The sequence below is a fragment of the Bacillus spongiae genome (genome assembly GCF_037120725.1).
GTDB lineage: Bacteria > Bacillota > Bacilli > Bacillales > Bacillaceae_K > Bacillus_CI > Bacillus_CI spongiae.
The window spans coordinates 28,833-52,251 of sequence record NZ_JBBAXC010000011.1; the positions used below are offsets into that span (position 1 = coordinate 28,833).

Sequence of the window (23,419 nt, forward strand, 5' to 3'; positions counted from 1 at the left end):
TTCTATAATATATGCGGTTTCTTTAATAAACAACAAGCTAGTTGACTATAGTAAGATAGAGAGACACAGTTCGATTATTCAATAAGATGCTTTGCGGTGTTCGCTCTTACGTACTTCACTAGCTATCTTATTTACGACGAGCCATTTGGATGTTTTGTATCTATTCATCTTAATAGGATAAATACGATAGGTAAGATGAGCGAACTTTTCCATTATTCTTAAATAATGTTGCGTTATTATTTAATATTGTTTAAAAAAAGTTTAAAATAGAATAAAATGAAAGCGCTTTAAAAATTCAAGATTGAATTTAGACTAGATATTACTGTATGATGTTAGTATCTAGTCACAATGTGACTGTGAAAATTTGCTTGAAAAAAGGGATTTTGGTGTTTTATACACCTTTTTTGAAATCCTTTTACGATTGACTAGGGTTCCTACCCTCTTAATTAAACAGATAATCTTTCTAAGGAGTGTATAAAATGCTAAAGGTACAAGAAATTCGTGAACTAATTAAACTCATTGATCAATCTAGCATTGATGAATTTGTCTACGAATATGAAGGTAGCAAGGTCAAAATGAAAAAACAAATGAATACAGTTGCCCGTCATGTAGAGGTTGTACCAGAAATTGTTACTGAGCCTGTTAAAGAGGTTATTCCTCAAACTACTGCAGCTGTGACTGAGGCACCTGCACCGGCGCAGAATCAGGAAAATGTTCAAGAAAAGCAAGTAGAGAATGTTGAGGATTTACATAAAATCACATCACCAATGGTCGGTACTTTTTACGAATCCTCATCACCAGATGCGGATCCTTATGTGAAGATTGGTGATAAGGTAAAAAAGGATAGCATTGTATGTATTGTAGAAGCAATGAAGTTATTTAATGAAATTGAAGCTGAAATAGACGGGGAAATCGTTGAGATTCTAGTAGAAGACGGTCAACTTGTTGAATACAATCAGCCACTCTTTTTAGTGAAGAAATAAAGGAGCGATCAAGATGATAAAAAAATTGCTCATTGCCAATAGAGGAGAGATTGCAGTCCGGATTATTCGGGCTTGTCGTGAATTAGGAGTAGAGACTGTTTCCGTATTTTCTGAAGGAGATAAAGAATCCTTACACGTACAGTTAGCAGATGAAGCCTATTGTATTGGTCCTACAGCGTCTAAAGATAGTTATTTAAACTTTACCAATATTATATCTGTTGCGAAGTTAACGGAATGTGATGCCATTCACCCTGGTTATGGATTTTTAGCTGAAAATGCAGACTTTGCAGATTTATGCAGAGAATGTAACATAAAATTTGTTGGTCCATCTCCTGAAGCCATTACAAAAATGGGTACTAAGGATATTGCTAGAGAAACTATGAAAGAAGCCGGTGTTCCAATTGTTCCGGGATCAGAAGGTATATTAAAGGATGTCGACCAAGGTCTTGAGATTGCTAATGAGATCGGTTATCCGGTCATTATTAAAGCTACAGCCGGTGGTGGTGGTAAAGGAATCCGTGTTGCTCGAGACGAAGAAGAGTTGCGAAATGGGATAAATATTACGCAACAAGAGGCGATGACAGCTTTTGGAAATCCTGGTGTATACCTTGAGAAATTTATTGAAGATTTCCGCCACGTTGAAATTCAAGTTCTAGGTGATGAAAAAGGGCATATCATACATTTAGGCGAACGAGATTGTACGATTCAACGTCGTCTTCAAAAGCTACTGGAAGAAACACCATCTCCCGTAATTGATGGTGAAATGCGAAAAAAAATGGGTGAAGCTGCAGTAAAAGCAGCAAAAGCTGTTGATTATTCAGGTGCTGGAACGGTAGAATTTATATATGATTACAGACAGCGTTCATTTTACTTTATGGAGATGAATACGCGAATTCAAGTAGAACATCCTGTCACGGAAATGGTTACAGGTGTAGATTTAATTAAAGAGCAAATTCTTATTGCTTCAGGTAAATCACTTCGATTTAGACAAGAGGAAGTTTCCTTTACTGGATGGTCAATAGAGTGTAGAATTAATGCTGAAAACCCTGAAAAAAACTTTATGCCATCTCCTGGTAAGATTGAAATGTATCTTCCGCCAGGTGGTCTTGGAGTTCGAGTTGATTCAGCAGCCTATCCTGGGTATAAAATTCCGCCTTACTATGATTCCATGATAGCAAAAGTCATTTCGTATGGGGATAGTCGAGAGGAAGCCATTGCAAGAATGAAACGTGCTCTTAGTGAATTTGTTATTAAAGGGGTTCACACTACCATTCCATTCCATTTAAAACTGTTAGATCATGAAGTTTTTGTGGAAGGTAACTTCAATACGAAGTTTCTCGAAAAGTATGAAGTAATGAAATCATAACCTGCAATAGGAGGTGTAATGACATGGCCGAAAATCAAACACAAGCATTATTACAAATGAACCAGAACAAAGATGGTCTTGGCAAAATTGAAATTGCTCCTGAAGTTATTGAAGTGATCTCTGGCATTGCAGCATCAGAAGTTGAAGGTGTTGCTCAAATGAGAGGGAACTTTGCTTCTGGAGTAGTCGAGCGTCTTGGGAAGAAAAACCATGGTAAAGGTGTAAAAGTAGAATTAGAAGAAGATGGTATTTCTATTGATGTCTACTGTGTAATGGGCTTTGGTGTATCAATACCAACAGTCGCTCATCAAGTTCAAGATAATATTCGTCAAGCACTTTTAAATATGACGGCGTTAGATGCTAAAGAAGTGAATATTCACGTCGTTGGTGTTTCTTTTGAAACCACTAAAAATGAAACCGATGATGACAGTGAACTTTAAAACCAAGGGGATTATCCCCTTGGTTTTTTTATTGTAAAGAAAATTGATTGAATTCTGAAATTTAATTTTTCGTCAGAAATCGTGATTCTATTCATTCATTGTGCTATTATCTTCTTATATTATGAGAGTCAAAGGAGTATTTATAGATGAAAAGACGCACGGCACGAGAAAAAGCATTACAAGCTCTTTTTCAAATGGACATGAGCGAAATAGATGCGCAACAAGCACTTGCTAATATTACTGAAGGGGAAGAGAAGGATGAGTTCTTAACAACACTAGTTCTTCAAACAAATGAAAACCTTTCAAAAATTGATGAAATGATTAAGACACATTTAGAACGATGGTCATTTGATCGATTAGCAAAAGTGGATAGAAATGTTTTACGTTTGGCTGTATATGAAATGATATTTGACGAGGACACCCCTAATAAAGTCATCATCAATGAGGCGATTGAGATTGCAAAAACCTTCGGAGATGAAAAATCAAGTAAATTTATCAATGGTGTTCTCTCAAAGGTTCAAAATACAATAAATAAATAATATTTCTTATTGGGGGATGCAGAAAATGGCTAATATTCTTGATGGTAGAAAAATCTCAGAAAAGATTCGTGAGTCGATTTCAGTAGAAGTAGATGACCTAAAGCGTCTAGGAGTAACTCCAGGCTTAGCAGTCGTTTTAGTAGGAGATAATAAAGCCTCTAAAACGTATGTTACGATGAAGCAAAAAGCTTGTGAGAAATTAGGAATGCATTCCATATTATTTGAGTACCCTGAATCATTAACTGAACAGGAATTGTTGGCAAAAGTTCAGGAATTAAATGAAGATGAATCTATACATGGTATACTCGTTCAACTTCCTTTGCCAGAACATCTTTCAGAAGTTAAGATCATTGAGTCCATTGCACCAGAGAAAGATGTTGACGGTCTTCATCCAATTAGTATTGGTCGAATGATGACAGGTCAAGAAACTTTCTTACCTTGCACCCCTTTCGGAATTATGAAGATGCTTGAATTTGAAAATATTTCAGTTGAAGGAAAGCATGTAGTGATTGTTGGAAGAAGTAATATTGTAGGAAAACCAGCAGGTCAATTATTTCTTCAGCAAAATGCTACCGTAACGTATTGTCATTCAAGAACAAAAGATTTGGAAGTACATACTCGAAGAGCAGATATTATCGTCATGGCGGTAGGAAAAGCAAAACTACTTAAAGAGGACCATATTAAAGATGGTGCGATTGTGATTGATGTAGGAATGAACCGTGATGAAAATGGGAAGCTTTGCGGAGATGTTGATTATGAATCGGTTAAGGAAAAGTCAGCCTATATTACGCCTGTTCCTGGCGGGGTAGGACCGATGACCATAACCATGTTAATGAACAATACACTGATATCTGCCAAACGTTCAAATTCTTTTATTCTATCTAAAGTAGCAACACTGGAAAAGTAAAGCAATATTGGCAATCAAAGCTACCTTCCGTTATATTAAGGGGAGGTAGCTTTTTTAATGAAAAAGGTAGCGTATAAAAGTTGTACGTTGATAGAAAGGATGGGAAAAAATGTCGCATGACCGATATTTATCGGTTCATTCTTTAACTAAATACATAAAAAGAAAATTTGACGTGGACCCTCACTTATCAAATGTTCATGTTCGTGGGGAAATTTCAAACTTTAAACAGCATTCTAGTGGTCACATGTATTTTACGATAAAAGACGACAAGGCAAGGCTATTAAGTGTGATGTTTTCTTCTCAAAATAGGCAGTTAAAATTTGCTCCAGAAAACGGAATGAATGTACTAGTACAAGGCGATATTTCCATATATGAATCCAGTGGACAATATCAAATTTATATAAAAAAGATGCAACCAGATGGTATTGGAGAATTGTATTTAGCCTATGAGCAACTAAAGGAACGATTAGAGAAAGAGGGGCTGTTTGAACAAGGGCGAAAAAAAGCACTCCCCCCATTTCCAAAGGTTATCGGAGTTATTACATCTCCAACTGGAGCCGCCGTTAGGGATATTATTACGACGATAAAGCGTCGTTATCCAATTGGGAAAGTAGTAGTAATTCCAGCCTTAGTTCAAGGTGAACAGGCCGCTCCGTCTATTGTAAAAGGAATTAAAACAGCAAATGAAAGAAAAGAAATTGATGTTCTGATTGTTGGACGTGGTGGAGGTTCTATTGAAGAACTTTGGGCTTTTAATGAAGAAGTAGTTGTGAGAGAGATTGTTGCTTCTCGCATCCCCGTCATCTCAGCAGTAGGTCATGAAACGGATTTTACGATAGCAGATTTTGTTGCAGATATTAGAGCAGCTACCCCTACTGGAGCTGCTGAAATAGCTGTACCTCATATCGATGAGCTAAAGGAGCGGGTGTTACAGAAAGAACGCCGTTTGGCTCAGGCATTAACGATTAAGGTTAAAGAAAATAAAGTGAAACTAGAAAACCTTGAGAAATCTTACGTGTTTCGAAATCCAATGCGGTTGTTCCAACAGAAAATGGAACGACTTGATCGTCTTAATGAAAAGTTATATGGAGAGTATCAGCGGAAAGCAGTGACGTTGAGGGATAGTTTGTCCTATTTACAAAAAAGGTTATATATGCAGCACCCACGTGCTCAAGTCCAACAGAAAAACGAGGAGTACAAGCGTCTGAATAAACAATTGAATCAAAACATGACTAGTCAGTGGAAAAATTATTCCAATGATTTTGAAAGGTTGCTCGTTGCTTTAGATGCTTTGAGCCCGTTAAAGATTTTAGAGCGAGGATATAGTGTCGTGTATAAGGAAAATGAAACGCTCGTAAAAAGCAAAGAGTCTGTAGCAATCGGGGACAATGTGACGGTTGAACTGGCTGATGGTGCTTTGGATTGTAAAGTAATCGAAGTAAAGGAGAAGGGTAGAAGATGAGTGAAATAAAAGGAAAAAGTTTTGAAGAGGCGATGGAACAGTTAGACAAAATCGTGCAACGTTTAGAAGAAGGAGATGTTCCTTTAGAAGAAGCCATTGCAATATATAAAGATGGTATGGAATTATCGAAAATATGTCATGATAAGCTTCAAATGGTAGAGGATGAATTAGCAAGTGTACTTACGGAGGATGGAAAAGAAGTAGAATTCTCGATAAATAAGGAGGAAGGGCAGTGAGTCTCTCTTCTTTACAAGAATTTATGAATGTTCAAAAACGTGTCGTGGAAGATGAATTGGAAAGTACCATCCATATTCTTGATGCACCCAAATCGTTAAAAGAGGCGATGCTTTATTCGCTGAGAGCTGGAGGAAAGCGGATTCGTCCGTTATTAATGTTAGCTACAATGGAAGCATTTCAACAAGACGTGCAAAAAGGCTACCCTGTTGCTTGTGCAGTAGAAATGATTCACACGTATTCATTAATTCATGATGATTTACCAAGTATGGATGATGACGATTTAAGAAGGGGGATGCCAACGAATCATAAAGTATTTGGAGAAGCCCTAGCCATTTTAGCAGGGGATGGATTATTAACCTATAGTTTTCAAGTTTTGTCTGAGATGAACGGTGTTTCTGCTTCGGATAAGATTAGATTAATTCGATACTTAGCCCAATCAGCCGGTCCAGAAGGGATGGTCGGTGGACAAGTTGCGGATATAGAAGGCGAAGATACATCCTTGTCACTTGAAGACTTAATGTCTATCCACGAAAATAAAACCGGTCGCCTCCTAACGTTTAGCGTCGTAAGTGCTGCCATTTTATGTGGTGCCTCTGAGCAGGTGATTGACGAATTAGAAGAATTTTCTAAACATATTGGCCTTGCTTTTCAAATTCAAGATGACATCTTAGATATTGAGGGGTCTGAGGAGAAAATTGGAAAGCCAGTTGGGAGCGATGAAATTAATCAGAAAAGCACTTACCCCTCTTTGTTAGGGTTAGAGGAAGCAAAAGCAAAGTTGGCCGAGCATTCTAGATTGGCAAAAGAAATTCTGGCTAAAACAGGTCTTCATACTCATTTATTAATGGAAATTGTCGATCTCATTGTAAAAAGAGATCATTAATATCACCATTGAGAAAATTGAATACTATATGTTATAATAGTATTATTATTAGGATGGTGCTGTATTCTAGTCAGCCCTCCATTTCTGAAGGTGGGCCTAAAAATCCACAAAAGGGCACATCGATGAAGTTCCTGCTTTTGGCTTGAGGCGCCCAGCCTTGGGTCGAAATTGGGAGTAAGGTGTAAGGGCGATCCACAATGGCATGTGGGCGTTGACCCTTACACCGCGGAGGCTTTTGTTGTTTCGTTACTAATAGGGCATCGAAACACAATTGATAGACCTGTAACGTGCTACTGGCACTTACAGCGTAGCCTGCCTTGAGTGAAGTTTGAGGGGATTATGGTAACAAAGTACACATTAGTTGGCCATTGATATGTGCTTTTACGTCCATATGAAATCTTCTTTGCAAAAGAGGCTAAGAAATGGTTAAAGGCTGTTGAGGAAAACTCCTAGGCTGTTCCGTCAGGACATATAAAGGGGATTATAGTACGGACTAAGTGGTAATCCAGTCTAGTCAGTGGTGACACGACTAAGATGGGTTTAAAGGGAAACCGCTGGTATGGCGACATCCAGTATCCGTCTGGGAAAACCTACTGGACCTAAGCCGTAATTTTTACCCTTTATATGACCATCCAATGTTATTAAAAGCTAATGTATACATATAATAGAAACGGTGTAGGATAAATTATGAGAGAATTAATAAAGAAATCAATAAGATGGAGTATTACTATTGCCGTTATCACATCTGTGTTAGCGGCTATTTTTTCCATTTCTTCTAGCGTTGTATTAAATGGAGTTACTTGGTTTATGGGCTTCTTCGTTGTAATAATAATTGTTTTAATAGGAATATTTTTTGATATGATTGGAATAGCGGCAACAGCCGCCGATGAAATGCCATTTCACTCGATGGCATCAAAAAAAGTGTATGGTGCAAAGCATTCGATTAGAATTGTTCGAAATGCAGACCGATTTGCAAGCTTTTGTAATGATGTGATTGGCGATATCTCTGGAATTATTAGTGGAACTGCTTCTGCCATTGTCGTGATCCAATTGGCGACCAGCTATGACGTTAATGAAGGCTCAACAACTGAGTATGCCATAAGTGTCGTACTAACCTGTATAATTGCCGCTCTAACCGTTGGGGGAAAAGCTTTTGGCAAGACTGTAGCGATACAATATTCACGCGATATCATCTTTCAGGTAGGAAAAGTGTTACAATTTTTTGAGGAAAAATTTCATATCGTTGTGATTAAAGATAAAAAAAAGAAAAAACGAGGAAAAACACGGAAAAATACATTGTCATGAAAGTGAGTGGTCCAGTTGGATCTAACAGCTATAAAAGATCCTTCATTTTTAAAGGGGTTGTCTAATGAACAACTTGAAGGATTAAGTCAAACTATAAGGGATTTTTTAATTGAAAAGCTATCAAAGACCGGTGGACATATTGGTCCTAATTTAGGTGTAGTAGAGTTGACGATTGCTCTTCATCAGCAGTTCAATAGTCCAGAAGATAAATTTTTATGGGATGTTGGACATCAATCCTACGTCCATAAAATTCTAACGGGCCGTGCTTCACAATTTGATACGCTTCGCAAATATCAAGGGTTATGTGGATTTCCAAAAATGGTGGAAAGCGAACACGATGTTTGGGAAACAGGACACAGTTCAACTTCATTATCTGCAGCTATGGGAATGGCAGCTGCTCGAGATATTAAGAAGGAAAAATCATTTGTAGTCCCTATAATAGGAGACGGTGCTCTGACTGGTGGTATGGCACTTGAAGCGCTTAATCATATAGGGCATGAACAAAAAGATATGATTGTCGTGTTAAACGATAATGAAATGTCGATTGCACCTAATGTAGGAGCTCTTCACAAAGTATTAGGTCGTTTACGAACAGCTGGAAAATACCACTGGGTTAAAGATGAATTAGAATATTTACTGAAAAAAGTTCCAGCGGTTGGTGGTAAGCTTGCTCATACTGCGGAGAAAGTAAAAGATTCCTTGAAGTACCTTCTAGTGTCAGGTGTTTTTTTCGAAGAATTAGGCTTTACTTACTTAGGTCCAGTTGATGGACATGATTTCGAACAGCTTCAAGAGAATATCCAATATGCTAAGAAAACAAAAGGCCCTGTATTACTTCATGTGATTACCAAAAAAGGAAAGGGTTTTCACCCTGCAGAATCTGATAAAACAGGTACTTGGCATGGAACAGGACCTTATAAAATGGAAACGGGTGACTTGATAAAACCAGTATCTACAGCTCCATCATGGAGTGGGTTAGTTTCAAATACCGTCCAGCAGCTCGCTCGTAAGGACGAGCGGATCGTAGCAATTACTCCAGCCATGCCGGTAGGATCAAAATTAACAGATTTTGCAGAAGAATTTCCAAGTCGAATGTATGATGTTGGGATTGCTGAACAGCATGCTGCAACGATGGCTGCGGGCTTAGCAACCCAAAAAATGAAGCCCTTCCTTGCAATCTATTCTACTTTTTTACAACGGGCATACGATCAAGTAGTCCACGATATTTGTCGTCAAAACCTTAACGTGTTTATAGGGATTGATCGAGCAGGGCTAGTTGGAGCGGATGGAGAAACTCATCAAGGTGTGTTTGATATTGCTTTTCTACGCCATATTCCAAACATGGTATTAATGATGCCTAAGGATGAAAATGAAGGGCAGCATTTAGTGAATACAGCCTTGCATTATGACGATGGCCCAATAGCGATGAGATTTCCTCGTGGAAATGGCTATGGAGTACCAATGGATCAATCTTTAAAAGAAATATCAATTGGAACGTGGGAAGTGTTAAAGGAGGGTTCAGAAGCCGTTATATTAACTTTTGGAACAACGATTCCAATGGCAATGGAAGCGGCAAATGAACTTGAAGCTCAAGGGATCTCTGTCAAAGTGGTGAACGCGAGATTTATTAAGCCTTTAGACGAACGAATGCTTTGTGAGATTTTAGATAAGAATATGCCAATTCTTACTATAGAGGAAGCGGTATTGCAAGGCGGTTTTGGCAGTGCAGTTCTTGAATTTGCTCATAACAATGGTGCTCATAACCATGTGATTGAAAGAATGGGAATTCCAGATGTATATATTGAACATGGTAGTGTAAAAGAGTTATTAAATGAGATTGGACTAACAAAAGAAGCAGTAGTAGATAAAATTCATGCTATTACACCAAAAAAACAAAAAAGGGCGTAAGAATGAAAGTTAAAAAACAACGGATAGACGTGCTACTTGTGGAACGAGGTTTGGTTGAAACAAGGGAGAAAGCAAAGCGAGCTGTGATGGCTGGGTTAGTATATAGTAACGAACAAAGGTTAGATAAGCCTGGAGAAAAAGTAAAAGAGAATATCCCTTTATCAATCAAAGGAAATGTGATGCCCTATGTTAGTCGAGGCGGTTATAAGTTAGAAAAAGCGCTTCAGCTTTTTGACATCACGATTAATGAAAAAATCTTATTAGATATCGGTTCTTCAACTGGGGGCTTTACGGATTGTGCTTTACAAAATGGGGCAAAAAGGTCCTATGCATTAGATGTAGGCTACAATCAGCTTGCATGGAAATTAAGGCAGGATGAGCGAGTAATTGTGATGGAAAGAACCAACTTTCGTTACGTAAAACCTGAGGATCTTGAAGCAGGAGTACCTGATGTTGCTTCAATTGATGTTTCCTTTATTTCGTTAACGTTAATTTTACCAGTATTAAAAACGTTATTGGCGAAAAGTGGAGATGTCATTGCCTTAATTAAACCACAATTTGAAGCAGGAAAAGATCAGGTTGGGAAAAAGGGGATTGTGAGGGACCCTAAAGTTCATCATGCAGTGATAAATAAAATTATCCACTTTTCATTAAATGAGGGTTACGATATAAAGGGTCTAACTTTTTCTCCGATAAAAGGTGGAGAGGGTAATATCGAATTTCTTGCTCATTTACATTGGAGTGGTGAAAAGGAAAAGGGTGAAAGCTTATTTTCCCCTTCAGTAGAAGAAGTGGTGGAAGAAGCTCATCGAGAATTGAAAACGAAGAAAGAACTAGATCAACAAGAAACAAAATAGTTTTGAATGGTATACTCGATCGTCCTGATGAGAGAATTCATCTGGCAGGGTGACAAGCACCTCTATTGGTTACAATGGAGGTGCATTTTTTTATAGGATTACGACCAATAAAAAAAGACTGCCGTAAAACGACAGTCCAAACGCCCTATTTTACTGTGAACGTGGAGGATGTTCCTTCATACTCATATACATTACCTAATAGTGTTTGGTAAGCTCCGAAATGTTTAATTCGATACGTTCCGGTTGCCGTATCTTCAGGAATACTCCACTCAATTAAAGAGGAGGATGTTCCTAAAAGGGTCGATTCTCTATTCCATTTAAATTTTGTTTCCCAATCACCATCATTTGCGATTGTAATCCAGTTCTCACCATCAAATTTTTGAATTTCCAAATAGGTGGACTGTGTTCTGAAATTATTGTTCGGATGTCCCGACCAGAAGCTAACGCTAACAACATCCCCTTTTTGATAATCGGACAGTACTTCATTTTTTACATCACCAAAACTTCTAAAAATAGGTGCTGCATCAAAGATAATCCCGATATCAAAGTATACTTGTTCATCACTTAAATCCTTCGGTATAGGACCGAGAGCGACTTCTTCCTTATTGATAATTGCATTGGATAGTTTATCGAATTCTTGTAAATATCCACTTAAAGTCCACTTTCCAAACTGGGTTGACGCTCCCTCATAATGTTGGATGTCATATTCTTCAGGTGTCGTTACATAACTACTATAAGAATTGGATAATCCTGCTAATACTACATAATTCTCCTCATCGTATTGCTTCGCCATTTTTTCTTTCACTAGCTCTTTCATTCTTCGTCCAGCCATAGTTGTAAATTCAGCCGGAACAGCAACAATTGATAATTGCCCTATTTGTACCATTTGTAATGGAAGTATTTCTGGTGTCCATGGATCTGGTGTTACTTGTGAGGGAGCTAATAAAACTGGCTTCGGATAGTGCTGCTCCCAAAGGTCAGGGTAAAGCACACCGCTCATTTCGCCAATTTGCGGGATGATTGGCAGTAAGTTTTGTACATATCTCACCAAATTATCATAGCCATCTAGTGCGTAATCGTCTTGAACCATTCCTTCCTTAAATATAGGTAAATCAGTTCGTCCATCTTCTGTACCTGCTGCAAATGAATACCCCATTACAGCCGGGTACGTTCTTCTTTCTTCCCCATCTGTATATTCTTTCGAGATAGAGAGGGTTGAAAAATCTGTAAACTGATGTTTATAAGAGATAGATCCCGATAGTCGTTTAGAAGCTGAATCACTTAAAGCTTTCGCCTGAGTAAATTGTATTTCCCCTGCTTTTTTCGTGCTGTCGAATTCATTATCTCCATAGCCTTTTCCGTCCCCGAATATGTTCGGTGTTACATCCCCTTCATTCGATTGAGCAAAGGCAGCAACAAATGTACTGCTTGCTGTATAGTCCGTCCCCATCTCTTGCTCGAATAAATACGAGGCATACCCTTTGTTGTCTCCGGAAATTAAGTGATTGTCCTGGCTCATTGATACAGGATGAACCGCAAACCAGTTAATAACGCCAAGTAATTCGCCTTGTGTATTTCGAAGATTTAGAAGCGTCATAGTGTTATCAACACTAGAGTCGTATTGTTGTCTTTCATTTTCTGGGTTATTGTTGTAAGCGTCAATAGACCTGTTGGAACTTGTGCCTTCTGCAGTACCTTCGATTATTTCTATATAACCGGGCTCAAGATTTTGATGAGCTAAAACAATGGATTCATATATTCCATTGACAATGGCTTCATAATTTTCTTCATGAAAACCATAAGTAGAAACATTGTACAATCCCTCATGTGCATAACCCCCTGGTCCGCTGTGACCATGTGTGGCACTTAAAATAACATTTTCGTAATTGTACAAATCTCCGTAACCGTTTTGGGCTAACTTTTCAATTACGCCTTGTTTGACGGAATGAAATACCATACCTAAGTCAGCATTAACAAATACCACATTTTGCTCAGTATTACGTTCTTTCATCACAAACGCTCTCGATCTTAAACGGAAATGAAGACCTTCTGTTTGTTGTGAAGAGTTAGCATACCCCATCATTACTACTTCTGCTGGTGGTCCCGTAATGTCATAAATACCAGCACCAACATAATATTCAAAGTCACTCTTGTTGGTAGCGCTTTCACCTTTAGCCTCAGGTAGGTAAGAAAACAAACAGATGAATAAAATAATGAAAAACACGCTCGGCTTTAAAGCCTTATGTAATTCCATATTTCCCCTCCTTAAAAAGTTTGATAATCAATTGAAAATCATGCAATGAAGCGTTTTGAAAAGAAATAACCCGCAATTGCATGATGTAAAGTAAATATATACAGAAAATTCTGTATATATTCCACTTTGAAAAAACTTGTACTACGAGGAGTAAATTCATCAAAAATATAAAAAAGGTATTGACTATTAATTAATAATTTTATATATTATAAAGAATTAAAAAAGAACGTGATGAAAAGGACATGAGTAATTCTGAACGGTTCACAGAGAGGGGAGGCAAGGCTGAAACCTTCCTAACGCAGCAGAAAAGCTTACCGCCTTAGAGCAGTATTGGTGAAATTATAGTAATCAATACCGTATGAGCTACGATACAGCGACAATGAAGCCATCATGAAAAAAAGTGTGATGGGAAGTTGGGTGGAACCACGAGTATACACACTCGTCCCTTTGTTTATCAGGGATGGGTGTGTTTTTTGTTACAAAAAAATCAAGGCAATGCGATGAAGAGGATATGAGTAATTCTGAACGGTTCACAGAGAGGGAAGGCAAGGCTGAAACCTTCCTAACGCAGCAGAAAAACTTACCACCTTAGAGCAGTATTGGTGAAATCATAGTAATCAATACCGTATGAGCTACGATACAGCGACAATGAAGCCATCATGCAAAAGTGTGATGGGAAGTTGGGTGGAACCACGAGTACACACACTCGTCCCTTTGTTTTCAGGGATGTGTGTGTTTTTTGTTACAAAAAAATCAAGGCAATGCGATGAAGAGGATATGAGTAATTCTGAACGGTTCACAGAGAGGGGAGGCAAGGCTGAAACCTTCCTAACGCAGCAGAAAAGCTTACCGCCTTAGAGCAGTATTGGTGAAATCATAGTAATCAATACCGTATGAGCTACGATACAGCGACAATGAAGCCATCATGCAAAAGTGTGATGGGAAGTTGGGTGGAACCACGAGTACACACACTCGTCCCTTTGTTTTCAGGGATGAGTGTGTTTTTTATATTCAAAAATAAGGAGTGTTGAATCATGTTTCCAAAAAATATTGTGATTAAGTTTCCAAATGGTCAGGAAAAAGAGTATGAACAAGGGGTAACTTTAGAAGAAATTGCAAACTCAGTTAGTAAAAGCTTGCAAAAGAAATCTGTAGCGGGATTAGTAAACAAGGCACCATATGATTATAGACGAAAGATTGAGCAACATGCAGAAATAGAGTTATTTGATCTTGGTAATCCAGCAGGTTTACAAATTATGAGGCATACAGCAGCTCATGTATTAGCACAAGCGTTAAAGCGACTCTATGGGAATGTTCAGTTAGGCATAGGGCCAGTTATTGAAAACGGATTTTATTATGATATTGATATAGAAAATAGTCTGACTATAAATGATTTGAAGCTCATTGAAAAAGAGATGAATAGCATTATTTCTGAAGATCTTGAGATTATCCGTGAAGAGATATCTCATAAGGAGGCAAAGGAACTTTTTGCCAATGAGCCATTAAAGCTAGAGTTGATTGAAGAAATTCCACAAGGCCAAGTCATATCCGTGTATCGTCAAGGAGAGTTTGTTGATTTATGTCGTGGCCCCCATTTACCATCAACAAGGTATTTGAAAGCATTTAAATTAACTCATGTATCTGGAGCGTATTGGCGAGGAGATAATCAAAATAAAGTATTACAGAGAATTTACGGTGTGGCCTTTGCTTCAAAGAAAGATTTAGAGGAGTATTTTCATTTCCTAGAAGAGGCTCAAAAAAGAAACCACCGTAAATTAGGAAATGAATTAGAATTATTTATGTTTTCAGAGGAAGCACCCGGAATGCCATTTTATTTAGCAAATGGTCTAGTTATTAGAAATGAATTAGAGTCTTTTTTACGAAAAATACAGCGTTTCTATGATTATCAAGAAGTTCGTACGCCAATGATGATGAATCAAAGGTTGTGGGAGCAATCTGGACATTGGGATCATTATAAAGAAAATATGTATTTTTCAAAAGTAGACGATCAAAATTATGCTTTAAAGCCAATGAATTGTCCGGGACATATGCTTATCTTTAAAAATAAGCGGCATTCCTATCGCGATCTACCAATACGAATGGCTGAATTCGGGCAAGTTCATCGTCATGAATTTAGTGGTGCATTGAATGGGATGTTACGCGTTCGTACATTCTGCCAGGATGATGCCCACTTATACGTGACACCAGATCAAATAGAAGGTGAAATCACTTCAGCGCTACGATTAGTTCATGAGGTTTATAGTACATTTGGTTTTCAATATGAAGTAGAGCTGTCGACTAGACCGGATGACTATTTAGGTAGTGAAGCTTTGTGGGATAAAGCAGAAGGGGCTTTACGGAATGTATTAACTAAACTTCATTATGATTATAAGTTAAATGAAGGAGATGGAGCCTTTTATGGTCCAAAGATTGACATTCATATAAAAGATGCTTTAAAAAGGAGTCATCAATGTGCAACAATTCAGTTAGATTTTCAACTGCCCGAAAAATTTGATCTAAGTTATATCGATAGAAACAACGAAAAAATGCGTCCTGTGGTTATCCATCGTGCAGTGTTCGGTTCAATTGATCGTTTTCTTGGAATTTTAATTGAACATTATGGCGGAGCATTTCCCGTTTGGTTAGCACCAATTCAAGTTAAAATCATAGCTGTATCCAATGCGGTTCATAAGGAATATGTTGACGAAATTACAAAAAAATTAAAACAAGATGGAATCCGAGTTGAAGAGGATTTGCGAGATGAAAAATTGGGCTTTAAGATGAGAGAAGCACGAATGAAGAAAATACCGTATGTTCTTGTTGTAGGCGACAAAGAATGTAATCATCGATCAGTCAACGTTAGAAAATATGGTCATGAACAATCTGAAGAAATGCCATTAGACGCATTTATGGCAGAATTAAAGAAAAAGATAGAAAATAAAGGGTAGGCTGGGTCGACGTAGTCAAAAATAAGCTTTATAAAGTAGATAAATCTATAGATTTACTCACTAATTGAGTACGGTGTAAATGGTCACCGTGCTCCTTTTATTCTTTGCTGCTTTTACCTCTGTTGAAGCGTTCCGTATACACAATAATCTTAATTTGTTATTTATGAGAAAAAAATGTAATATAACCTTGATTAGAACTTGTACAAATGTTCCATATTACGCTAATATGTGAGGAGAAGTATAAATATACAGAAGTTAATAATTTTAGGGGTGTACACAATGGTGAATAAAGGACAAAGACATATTAAAATCCGAGAAATTATCGCCAACTATGATATTGAAACACAAGATGATCTAGTTGATCACTTAAAGAGTGCTGATTTTAACGTAACACAAGCGACTGTGTCCAGAGATATAAAGGAATTACATTTAGTCAAAGTGCCTTTGGTCGATGGCAGATATAAGTATAGCCTTCCAGCTGACCAGCGATTCAATCCTTTGCAAAAATTAAAGAGAACCTTAATTGATGCATTTGTCCGTATCGATCAAGCAGGTCATTTATTAGTGATGAAAACGCTGCCTGGCAATGCTAATGCCATTGGAGCACTTATTGATAATTTAGATTGGGATGAAATCTTAGGAACCATCTGTGGCGACGATACGTGTTTAATTATTTGTCGTACAGAGGATGAAACGGCGCTTATCGCTCAACGTTTCTTAGATATGCTGTAAGGTTGAGGTGATAAGAGTTGTTAAAAGAGTTAACTATACGTAATTTTGCAATCATTGACTACCTTTCGTTATCATTTGAGGAAGGGTTAACGGTCCTGACAGGAGAAACCGGTGCTGGAAAGTCAATTATCATTGATGCCATTCACTTACTTGTTGGAGGGCGTGGGTCGTCAGAGTTTGTCCGCCATGGAGAAAAAAAAGCAGAAATTGAGGGCCTGTTTTTATTAGACGGAAGTGACCATCCTTGCTATGAAAAAGCACGGGAAGTGGGAATTGAAGTTGAAGACGAAATGGTTGTTCTTCGACGAGAAATTTCTTCTCAAGGAAAAAGCGTCTGCCGAATTAACGGTAAATTAGTTACGCTTTCTACATTAAGAGAAATTGGGTCAGCCTTAATTGATGTTCACGGCCAACACGAGCATCAGGAATTAATGAATGACCGCTTTCACCTAGGTCTTTTAGATCAATATGGTGGCAAAGAGGTTCAAACGGCACATGATAGCTATCTTGATTTATATAACGAATATGAGGAAACATCAAAGCAAATTCAGAAGCTAAACGAAAATGAGCAACAAATGGCACATCGCCTAGATTTAATTCAGTTTCAACTAAATGAAATTCAAAAAGCAAAACTAGTGTTAAATGAAGATGAAGAGCTTTTTAACGAAAAAGAAAAGCTTAGCAATTTTGAGAAATTATTTGATGCTTTAAAAACATCCTACGAAAGTTTACAAGGAGAACAAAAAGGTCTCGATTGGACAGGTCTTGCCATGAGTCATTTAGAAACAGCTGCAGAAATTGATACTCAATTTGAGAAAATCTTAGAAGGCGTATCCCATTCATTTTACATCTTAGAGGATGCGGCTCGTTCAGTAAGTGCTCAGTTAAATCAATTGGAATTTGACCCAGAACGATTAAATACTATTGAAGCTCGGTTAAATGAAATTAATGCATTAAAGCGAAAGTATGGGTCGACAATTGAAGAGATAATAGAATACGCTTCACAAATTGAAGAGGAAATTGAATCTATTACCAATCGAGAATCAAGAATACGTCAATTAGATGAAAAAATAGCTTCTCTTCAAAAAGATTTACGCCTTGAAGGGAGAAACTTAACAAGTATTCGAAAAAAATGGGCCAAAAAACTAACACAAAAGATTCTAGCTCAGCTTAAAGAGCTGTATATGGATAAAACAGTTTTTGATGTTCGCTTTTTGCCAACGAAAGACGATTTGTTTAAAAGTGATGGAATGGATAATGTGGAATTTTATATTACAACAAACCCAGGGGAGCCACTAAAACCGTTGTCAAAGGTTGCTTCTGGGGGAGAGTTATCACGCATTATGCTGGCTTTAAAAACCATTTTCTCTAAACATCAAGGGATTACTTCAATCATTTTTGATGAAGTAGATACTGGTGTAAGTGGGAGAGTCGCTCAAGCTATTGCAGAAAAAATACATCAAATTTCCGTTCATTCTCAAGTCATGTGTATTTCGCATCTACCTCAAGTTGCCGCAATGGCAGATTCACACTTGTTTATTGCGAAAAAGACTTCTAATGGTCGTACTAGTACTTCGGTTACAAAGCTTGAAATTGCACAGAAGATTTCAGAAATAGGCAGAATGATCTCCGGTGTTGAGATTACCGATTTAACAAAAGAACATGCAAAAGAATTATTACAAATTGCGAATTCCATTAAAAATACCTGAAAAAGCTATCCATAATAGGGTAGCTTTTTTCTTATTCAAACACTTATATTTCAGCCTAATGAAGGCTAAATTATAACTGTAGCCAATTTCAAAAAGTGTGTGTGGATTAGAAGCGAGGAGAGTGAAAAAATTTGAAATGGGAAGCTCTAAGGAAATGGCTTGGTGGAATTCTCCTTGTTTCGCTATGCTTAATTGGAATGAATAATTCGTTTTCTAACGTATTAGCCATTCCAAAAAAAATAGTAATTATGGAAGGAGACGAAATTTCAGTCTCTAAACCCTATAATATAGACGCAGTTACTGCTTCTTCTACCCTTCAAGTTGCTGATCGGAAAAGTACATTAGCAATGAAAGGGATGAATACTGGAAATGAAGAAGTCATGTTGGAACTAGCAGGGTTTCCAATAAAGAAGGTCAATGTAGAAGTAATTAAAGATTTTAAAGTGATTCCTGGTGGGCAATCCATCGGAGTGAAATTGAATACAGTCGGTGTACTAGTAGTTGGACATCATTTAGTTGAGAAAGATGGTAAAAAACAATCTCCTGGAGAAGAAGCTGGGATTGAAGTGGGAGATTTAATTACTGAAATTGAAGGGGAGAAGGTTGAAAAGCTAGAAGATGTCGCTACTGCAATGAAAAAAGCAGAAACGAGAGGTGCAGTCGAAGTTATTCTTCTTCGGGAATCTGAAGAAGTAAAAACGAACTTAACACCAGTTAAAGGAGAAGACGGTAATTTTAAGTTAGGTTTGTACATTCGTGACTCAGCTGCTGGAATAGGAACAATGACTTTTTACGATCCGGTTTCAAAAAAATATGGTGCATTAGGACATGTTATATCAGATATGGATACGAAAAAGCCAATTGTGGTCGAAGATGGACAAATTGTGCGTTCAACGGTTACTTCTATTGAGAAAGGAACGAATGGAGAACCGGGAGAAAAATTAGCTCGATTTTCAAAGGACCGAAAAGTCATTGGGGACATCAATCGAAATAGTCCGTTTGGAATTTTTGGAAAATTGAATCAAGATATTAACAACGGCTTATTATCGAAACCAATGCCTATTGCTCTTTCCCATCAAGTCAAAGAAGGGAAAGCTCAAATTTTAACCGTAGTAGAAGGAGACGAAGTAGAATTGTACGACATAGAGATTATAAGTACAATCCCGCAAAAGTTTCCTGCTACGAAAGGAATGGTTATAAAGATAACGGACCCTAAGTTACTTGAGAAAACAGGTGGTATCGTTCAAGGAATGAGCGGAAGCCCTATTATTCAAGAAGGAAAAGTAATCGGTGCCGTGACGCATGTTTTTGTAAATGATCCTACATCAGGATATGGTGTTCATATTGAATGGATGCTTTCAGAAGCAGGTATCGATATATATAAGAAAGGGAACAAAGCGAGTTAATTTATCAGGCGGGTAACCGCCTGAATTCTTATGATATAATAGAAATATCAAGATATTTTTCGACAAATGGAGTAGAGGGATGAATGAAGTCGAAAATAAGAAGAATATAGAGAATACACGAGAGAAGTTTGTCTTTTTTTAGTTATTTTCAAAAATTAGAGGAAATTTCGCTCCGTTGTCGAATTTGTACAATTATGAAAAATAGAGAGAATAAAAATGGACATTGAGAGGAAATAGCATTGAAAAAAGTGAAAGTTGCTATTGTGGATGATAATCGTGAGCTTGTTTCGTTGCTTGAAGAATATATTGCAGCACAGGATGATATGGAAACAGTTGGAGTCGCTTACAATGGTCAAGACTGTTTAGAGCTTCTTGCTGAAGTAGAGCCGGATGTACTGCTGTTAGACATTATAATGCCTCATTTAGACGGGCTAGCTGTGCTAGAACGCTTAAGAGAAAGAGAAAAAGGGAATATTCCTAATGTTATTATGCTTACAGCCTTTGGCCAAGAGGATGTTACGAAAAAAGCCGTGGACTTAGGTGCTGCTTACTTTATTTTAAAGCCATTTGATATGGGGAACTTAGTTAATCATATTCGTCAAATGAGTGGAAAATCAAATCCTTTAGTAAAAAAATCATCCATACCAAAAAGTGAGCCTAAAGCTAGAAACTTAGATGCAAGCATCACGAGTATTATTCACGAAATAGGTGTTCCAGCTCATATTAAAGGTTACTTATATTTACGAGAAGCCATCTCAATGGTTTACAATGATATTGAGCTGCTAGGTTCGATTACAAAAGTGTTATACCCAGATATCGCCAAGAAATACAATACGACTGCCTCACGAGTCGAGCGTGCTATTAGACACGCAATTGAAGTCGCTTGGAGTCGAGGGAATATTGAGTCTATTTCTTCGTTATTTGGTTATACTGTCAGTATGTCAAAAGCAAAGCCTACAAATTCCGAGTTCATCGCAATGGTTGCAGACAAGCTACGCCTAGAACATCGCGCTAGTTAAACGTTTGTATTTCGGGATTTTTCGAAGTTTTAGCAATTGTAAAGCTTACGCTATTTACCGATAAACGTCCAAGTCATACCGACAAATATATCGGGGAGTTGTCGACGAACGTCTTTTATTTACCGGTCTACATTTGGTGAATAGGAGGCGTCTTTTTTTGCTTTTGGAGGGGGATAATTTTATGATGTGTTGCGAAAGTAAATCCCTGTCAAGAAGAACGAAATGACGTTACGAGCAAACGTGAACTCAAATTGCCGACACGCAATCAGGAAAAAACGAGCAAAAGGCTCCTAGATATTGCGACAATTTAGTCGGCTTCGATTCCGTAGCAAAAGAAGGGATCTCCATGTTAGGCGTGGAGAAAGGGCGTAATGGTGGCGAGGATTTTATACCGAACTAATTGTGTAATTGTGCTATTTGAATACGGCATTTTGAATGAGTTTCCAACGGGCGAGGCAGCGGCAAGTCAATTCGAGTTTTAACAAAACCTCCAGAAGAATACTAATTACAAAGACCGGGAGGGTTACTTGTGTTACATTCGTTCCCTTTATGGTTGTTGCCGTCTTCATCTATGATATCAAACATTCCATTGCTGAAAGCCTTGTTAAAGAAAACATCATTATCAATAGAGCCATCCTCTAAATCAATACCAACAATGCTATTTAAGTTTGTGCTGTTTTTTATAATCGCATTCCTGTTTGATTCGTTAATAGTGATGCCATTGCCATCACCAATGCCATCACCATTATTGTTGGCGATATTTCTATATACCAGGCTGTCATTCGATTCGAATAATACAATACCAAACTCACCATTATTATTAGCAGTGTTTCTTTTTATTTTTATATTAGATGAATCCTCTATAAGGATGCCAATAAAATCGTTTACATTAATTATATTATCTGTAATCATGTCGTTATTTGACAGAATTAAATGAATACCTTCTTGATTAATATTCCCATTAACAGTATTTTCTTTAATCATATTGCTAGTTGAATTAAATGATCGAATACCATGCTCAACATTATCATTGATTTTATTTTTTTTAATAATATTTTCATCAGCATCCATTAGTCTAATTCCAGCATTTAATGAACTATCTCCACCGTTACCGATTACAATATTCTCTATAATCATGTTTTTTGTAGAATTATCTAAGAAAATACCTTCACCACTATAATCTCGTATCATAAAATTTTTCACCAGTACACGTGATGTGTCTTCAATGGTTATTCCATTTAAAAACCCAGTACCATCTAATTCAGGTTGCTCCTTCCCAGTTCCAATTAATTTAATATTTTCTTTATTAATCATAACCTCTTCCTCATAAGGAGTCCCATCCTCTTTAGCATTAACTAAGATAATATCACCAGGATCAGCCATACCAACTGCACCTGATATCGTGTCTTCTTCATCTGGCACAACGATTGTTTTTTCGTTAAAGATTATGATACCTATTACGGTGAGGATAGTTAAAAAGAAGAGCGTGGTGAAAACAATGGCAATCAGAAAAAAGCTGTTTCGTTTTGATGCACTCATAACATCCCCCATTTGCGAATAAATAACACTCTTACACTGTATGAAGGAACCGAAAGTATTATGATTGGAGGTAATAACATGAAAGAAGATAACACAGTTTGGTTGTCTAAATCCCGAAGAAATTAACTTAATTTCCGAAGACTTATAATAGAAAAAGAGGGATAAGATGAAAAACTGAAGAAATTTAGGGGAATATAACTATATTTTAGCAAATTTAAAAAAGTGATTTAACGGAAACGTTCGAAGTGTCGCACGTAGATGAGTTGCTGATTATACACAGACTTCCGTACCTAGTCGTTTGTATTGACGAGTTAGAACGGCAGGGCGGTTCGTTTTGAACAGCGACAAATTGCAGGAGTTGCAAGCGCCATACTTAACGCAAGACAAAGCACGCAAATTACTGGAACCATTTTACGTAGCTAAGGACGCCAAGTGAGTCAAATCAACAACGCCACCATTAACCGAAAAAATGTGTTCAACGATGTCATTAACTAAACGCCACAAGGCGATTATAGACGACCTTAATCGTTTTCAAGTAATGGATCGGGATTCCATTGCAGAAATAAACTTCGAAGGGGTGAAGAATTCCGTCTATTCGGCAAACAGTACTTCGAGTTAGAATCATCAATGAAGAAAAACTCGCAAAAGGTTGGCCACTTTCTCGCTATTCTTACCGTGTACAAAGAGAGTCGCAAGTTAGGCACGTTCGAAAATTTCAAGTTGAGCCGAAGTATGGTGGAAAGGGAACGGCTGAGCCCGATGTGTATTGCGTGTTTCCTCGTACACCGTTTTTTATTGAAGTACAAAGAAGCATCTACTAGGAGAAGCAGATGCATGAAAAGATCGATTTATATAGAAGTGGCGTTCTTGGCGACATAGTGCCGCTGTGTTGATAATCGCTGAACAACGATATGGGCTAGACGGT

At 37.5% G+C, this 23,419-nt stretch carries 18 protein-coding genes and 3 other annotated features; of the genes, 16 read left to right on the top strand and 2 right to left on the bottom strand.

Features of this window, described 5'->3' with window-relative positions; translation table 11 throughout:
- Positions 1 to 479: 479 nt before the first annotated feature.
- The 11 genes from accB (at position 480) to WAK64_RS13820 (ending at position 10,887) form a co-directional block, all read left to right on the top strand.
- Positions 480 to 983 carry an acetyl-CoA carboxylase biotin carboxyl carrier protein gene (gene accB, locus WAK64_RS13770; protein WP_336587566.1) on the top strand — a complete coding sequence of 168 codons (504 nt, stop codon included), beginning with the start codon at positions 480 to 482 and terminating at the stop codon, positions 981 to 983.
- Positions 984 to 996: 13 nt separating this feature from the next.
- Positions 997 to 2,349 (top strand): acetyl-CoA carboxylase biotin carboxylase subunit, encoded by a 1,353-nt coding sequence (gene accC / locus WAK64_RS13775; RefSeq protein ID WP_336587567.1) that lies wholly within the window; start codon positions 997 to 999, stop codon positions 2,347 to 2,349.
- Positions 2,350 to 2,372: 23 nt separating this feature from the next.
- Entirely contained in the window at positions 2,373 to 2,789 is a 417-nt protein-coding gene (locus tag WAK64_RS13780; protein WP_336587568.1) for an Asp23/Gls24 family envelope stress response protein, read from the top strand.
- A 146-nt stretch (positions 2,790 to 2,935) separates the two neighbouring features.
- Positions 2,936 to 3,328, top strand: coding sequence for a transcription antitermination factor NusB (gene nusB, locus WAK64_RS13785; RefSeq protein WP_336587569.1), 393 nt, complete (start codon positions 2,936 to 2,938; stop codon positions 3,326 to 3,328).
- 25 nt (positions 3,329 to 3,353) lie between these two features.
- Complete coding sequence (folD, locus tag WAK64_RS13790) at positions 3,354 to 4,235, top strand: bifunctional methylenetetrahydrofolate dehydrogenase/methenyltetrahydrofolate cyclohydrolase FolD (protein ID WP_336587570.1); 882 nt, start codon at positions 3,354 to 3,356, stop codon at positions 4,233 to 4,235.
- A 109-nt stretch (positions 4,236 to 4,344) separates the two neighbouring features.
- Positions 4,345 to 5,697, top strand: coding sequence for an exodeoxyribonuclease VII large subunit (xseA, locus tag WAK64_RS13795; RefSeq protein ID WP_336587571.1), 1,353 nt, complete (start codon positions 4,345 to 4,347; stop codon positions 5,695 to 5,697).
- Positions 5,694 to 5,933: an exodeoxyribonuclease VII small subunit gene (gene xseB, locus WAK64_RS13800; protein ID WP_336587572.1), complete on the top strand. Its 240-nt coding sequence runs from the start codon at positions 5,694 to 5,696 to the stop codon at positions 5,931 to 5,933. The genes xseA and xseB overlap by 4 nt, the downstream gene beginning before the upstream one ends.
- Positions 5,934 to 5,956: 23 nt before the next feature.
- Positions 5,957 to 6,817: a polyprenyl synthetase family protein gene (locus WAK64_RS13805; RefSeq protein WP_336587702.1), complete on the top strand. Its 861-nt coding sequence runs from the start codon at positions 5,957 to 5,959 to the stop codon at positions 6,815 to 6,817.
- A gap of 687 nt (positions 6,818 to 7,504) precedes the next feature.
- Complete coding sequence (locus tag WAK64_RS13810; protein ID WP_336587573.1) at positions 7,505 to 8,122, top strand: hypothetical protein; 618 nt, start codon at positions 7,505 to 7,507, stop codon at positions 8,120 to 8,122.
- A 15-nt stretch (positions 8,123 to 8,137) separates the two neighbouring features.
- A complete protein-coding gene (gene dxs, locus WAK64_RS13815; protein ID WP_336587574.1) occupies positions 8,138 to 10,030 on the top strand; it encodes a 1-deoxy-D-xylulose-5-phosphate synthase in 1,893 nt (630 codons plus the stop codon).
- A 2-nt stretch (positions 10,031 to 10,032) separates the two neighbouring features.
- Complete coding sequence (locus WAK64_RS13820; protein ID WP_336587575.1) at positions 10,033 to 10,887, top strand: TlyA family RNA methyltransferase; 855 nt, start codon at positions 10,033 to 10,035, stop codon at positions 10,885 to 10,887.
- A 145-nt stretch (positions 10,888 to 11,032) separates the two neighbouring features.
- Here the strand turns inward: WAK64_RS13820 and WAK64_RS13825 are convergent, their stop codons facing one another.
- The gene (locus tag WAK64_RS13825) at positions 11,033 to 13,141 is read right to left on the bottom strand and encodes a neutral/alkaline ceramidase (protein WP_336587576.1); all 2,109 of its coding nucleotides are present in this window, start codon (positions 13,139 to 13,141) and stop codon (positions 11,033 to 11,035) included.
- 222 nt (positions 13,142 to 13,363) lie between these two features.
- Positions 13,364 to 13,591: a binding site (T-box leader), on the top strand.
- Positions 13,592 to 13,632: 41 nt separating this feature from the next.
- Positions 13,633 to 13,858: a binding site (T-box leader), on the top strand.
- Between the two features lie 40 nt (positions 13,859 to 13,898).
- Positions 13,899 to 14,124, top strand: a binding site (T-box leader).
- Between the two features lie 51 nt (positions 14,125 to 14,175).
- Here WAK64_RS13825 and thrS point away from each other — a divergent pair.
- The 5 genes from thrS to spo0A all read left to right on the top strand — a co-directional run bounded on the left by thrS (position 14,176) and on the right by spo0A (position 20,955).
- Entirely contained in the window at positions 14,176 to 16,089 is a 1,914-nt protein-coding gene (thrS, locus tag WAK64_RS13830) for a threonine--tRNA ligase (protein ID WP_336587577.1), read from the top strand.
- Between the two features lie 282 nt (positions 16,090 to 16,371).
- Positions 16,372 to 16,821 (top strand): transcriptional regulator AhrC/ArgR, encoded by a 450-nt coding sequence (gene ahrC, locus WAK64_RS13835; RefSeq protein WP_336587703.1) that lies wholly within the window; start codon positions 16,372 to 16,374, stop codon positions 16,819 to 16,821.
- A gap of 17 nt (positions 16,822 to 16,838) precedes the next feature.
- Positions 16,839 to 18,530 (top strand): DNA repair protein RecN, encoded by a 1,692-nt coding sequence (gene recN / locus WAK64_RS13840; RefSeq protein ID WP_336587578.1) that lies wholly within the window; start codon positions 16,839 to 16,841, stop codon positions 18,528 to 18,530.
- Between the two features lie 131 nt (positions 18,531 to 18,661).
- Positions 18,662 to 19,936 carry a SpoIVB peptidase gene (spoIVB, locus tag WAK64_RS13845; protein ID WP_336587579.1) on the top strand — a complete coding sequence of 425 codons (1,275 nt, stop codon included), beginning with the start codon at positions 18,662 to 18,664 and terminating at the stop codon, positions 19,934 to 19,936.
- 239 nt (positions 19,937 to 20,175) lie between these two features.
- Complete coding sequence (gene spo0A, locus WAK64_RS13850; protein WP_336587580.1) at positions 20,176 to 20,955, top strand: sporulation transcription factor Spo0A; 780 nt, start codon at positions 20,176 to 20,178, stop codon at positions 20,953 to 20,955.
- 501 nt (positions 20,956 to 21,456) lie between these two features.
- Here spo0A and WAK64_RS13855 read toward each other — a convergent pair.
- On the bottom strand, positions 21,457 to 22,494 hold the full coding sequence (locus WAK64_RS13855) for a right-handed parallel beta-helix repeat-containing protein (RefSeq protein WP_336587581.1): 1,038 nt from the start codon (positions 22,492 to 22,494) through the stop codon (positions 21,457 to 21,459).
- Positions 22,495 to 23,419 lie beyond the last annotated feature (925 nt).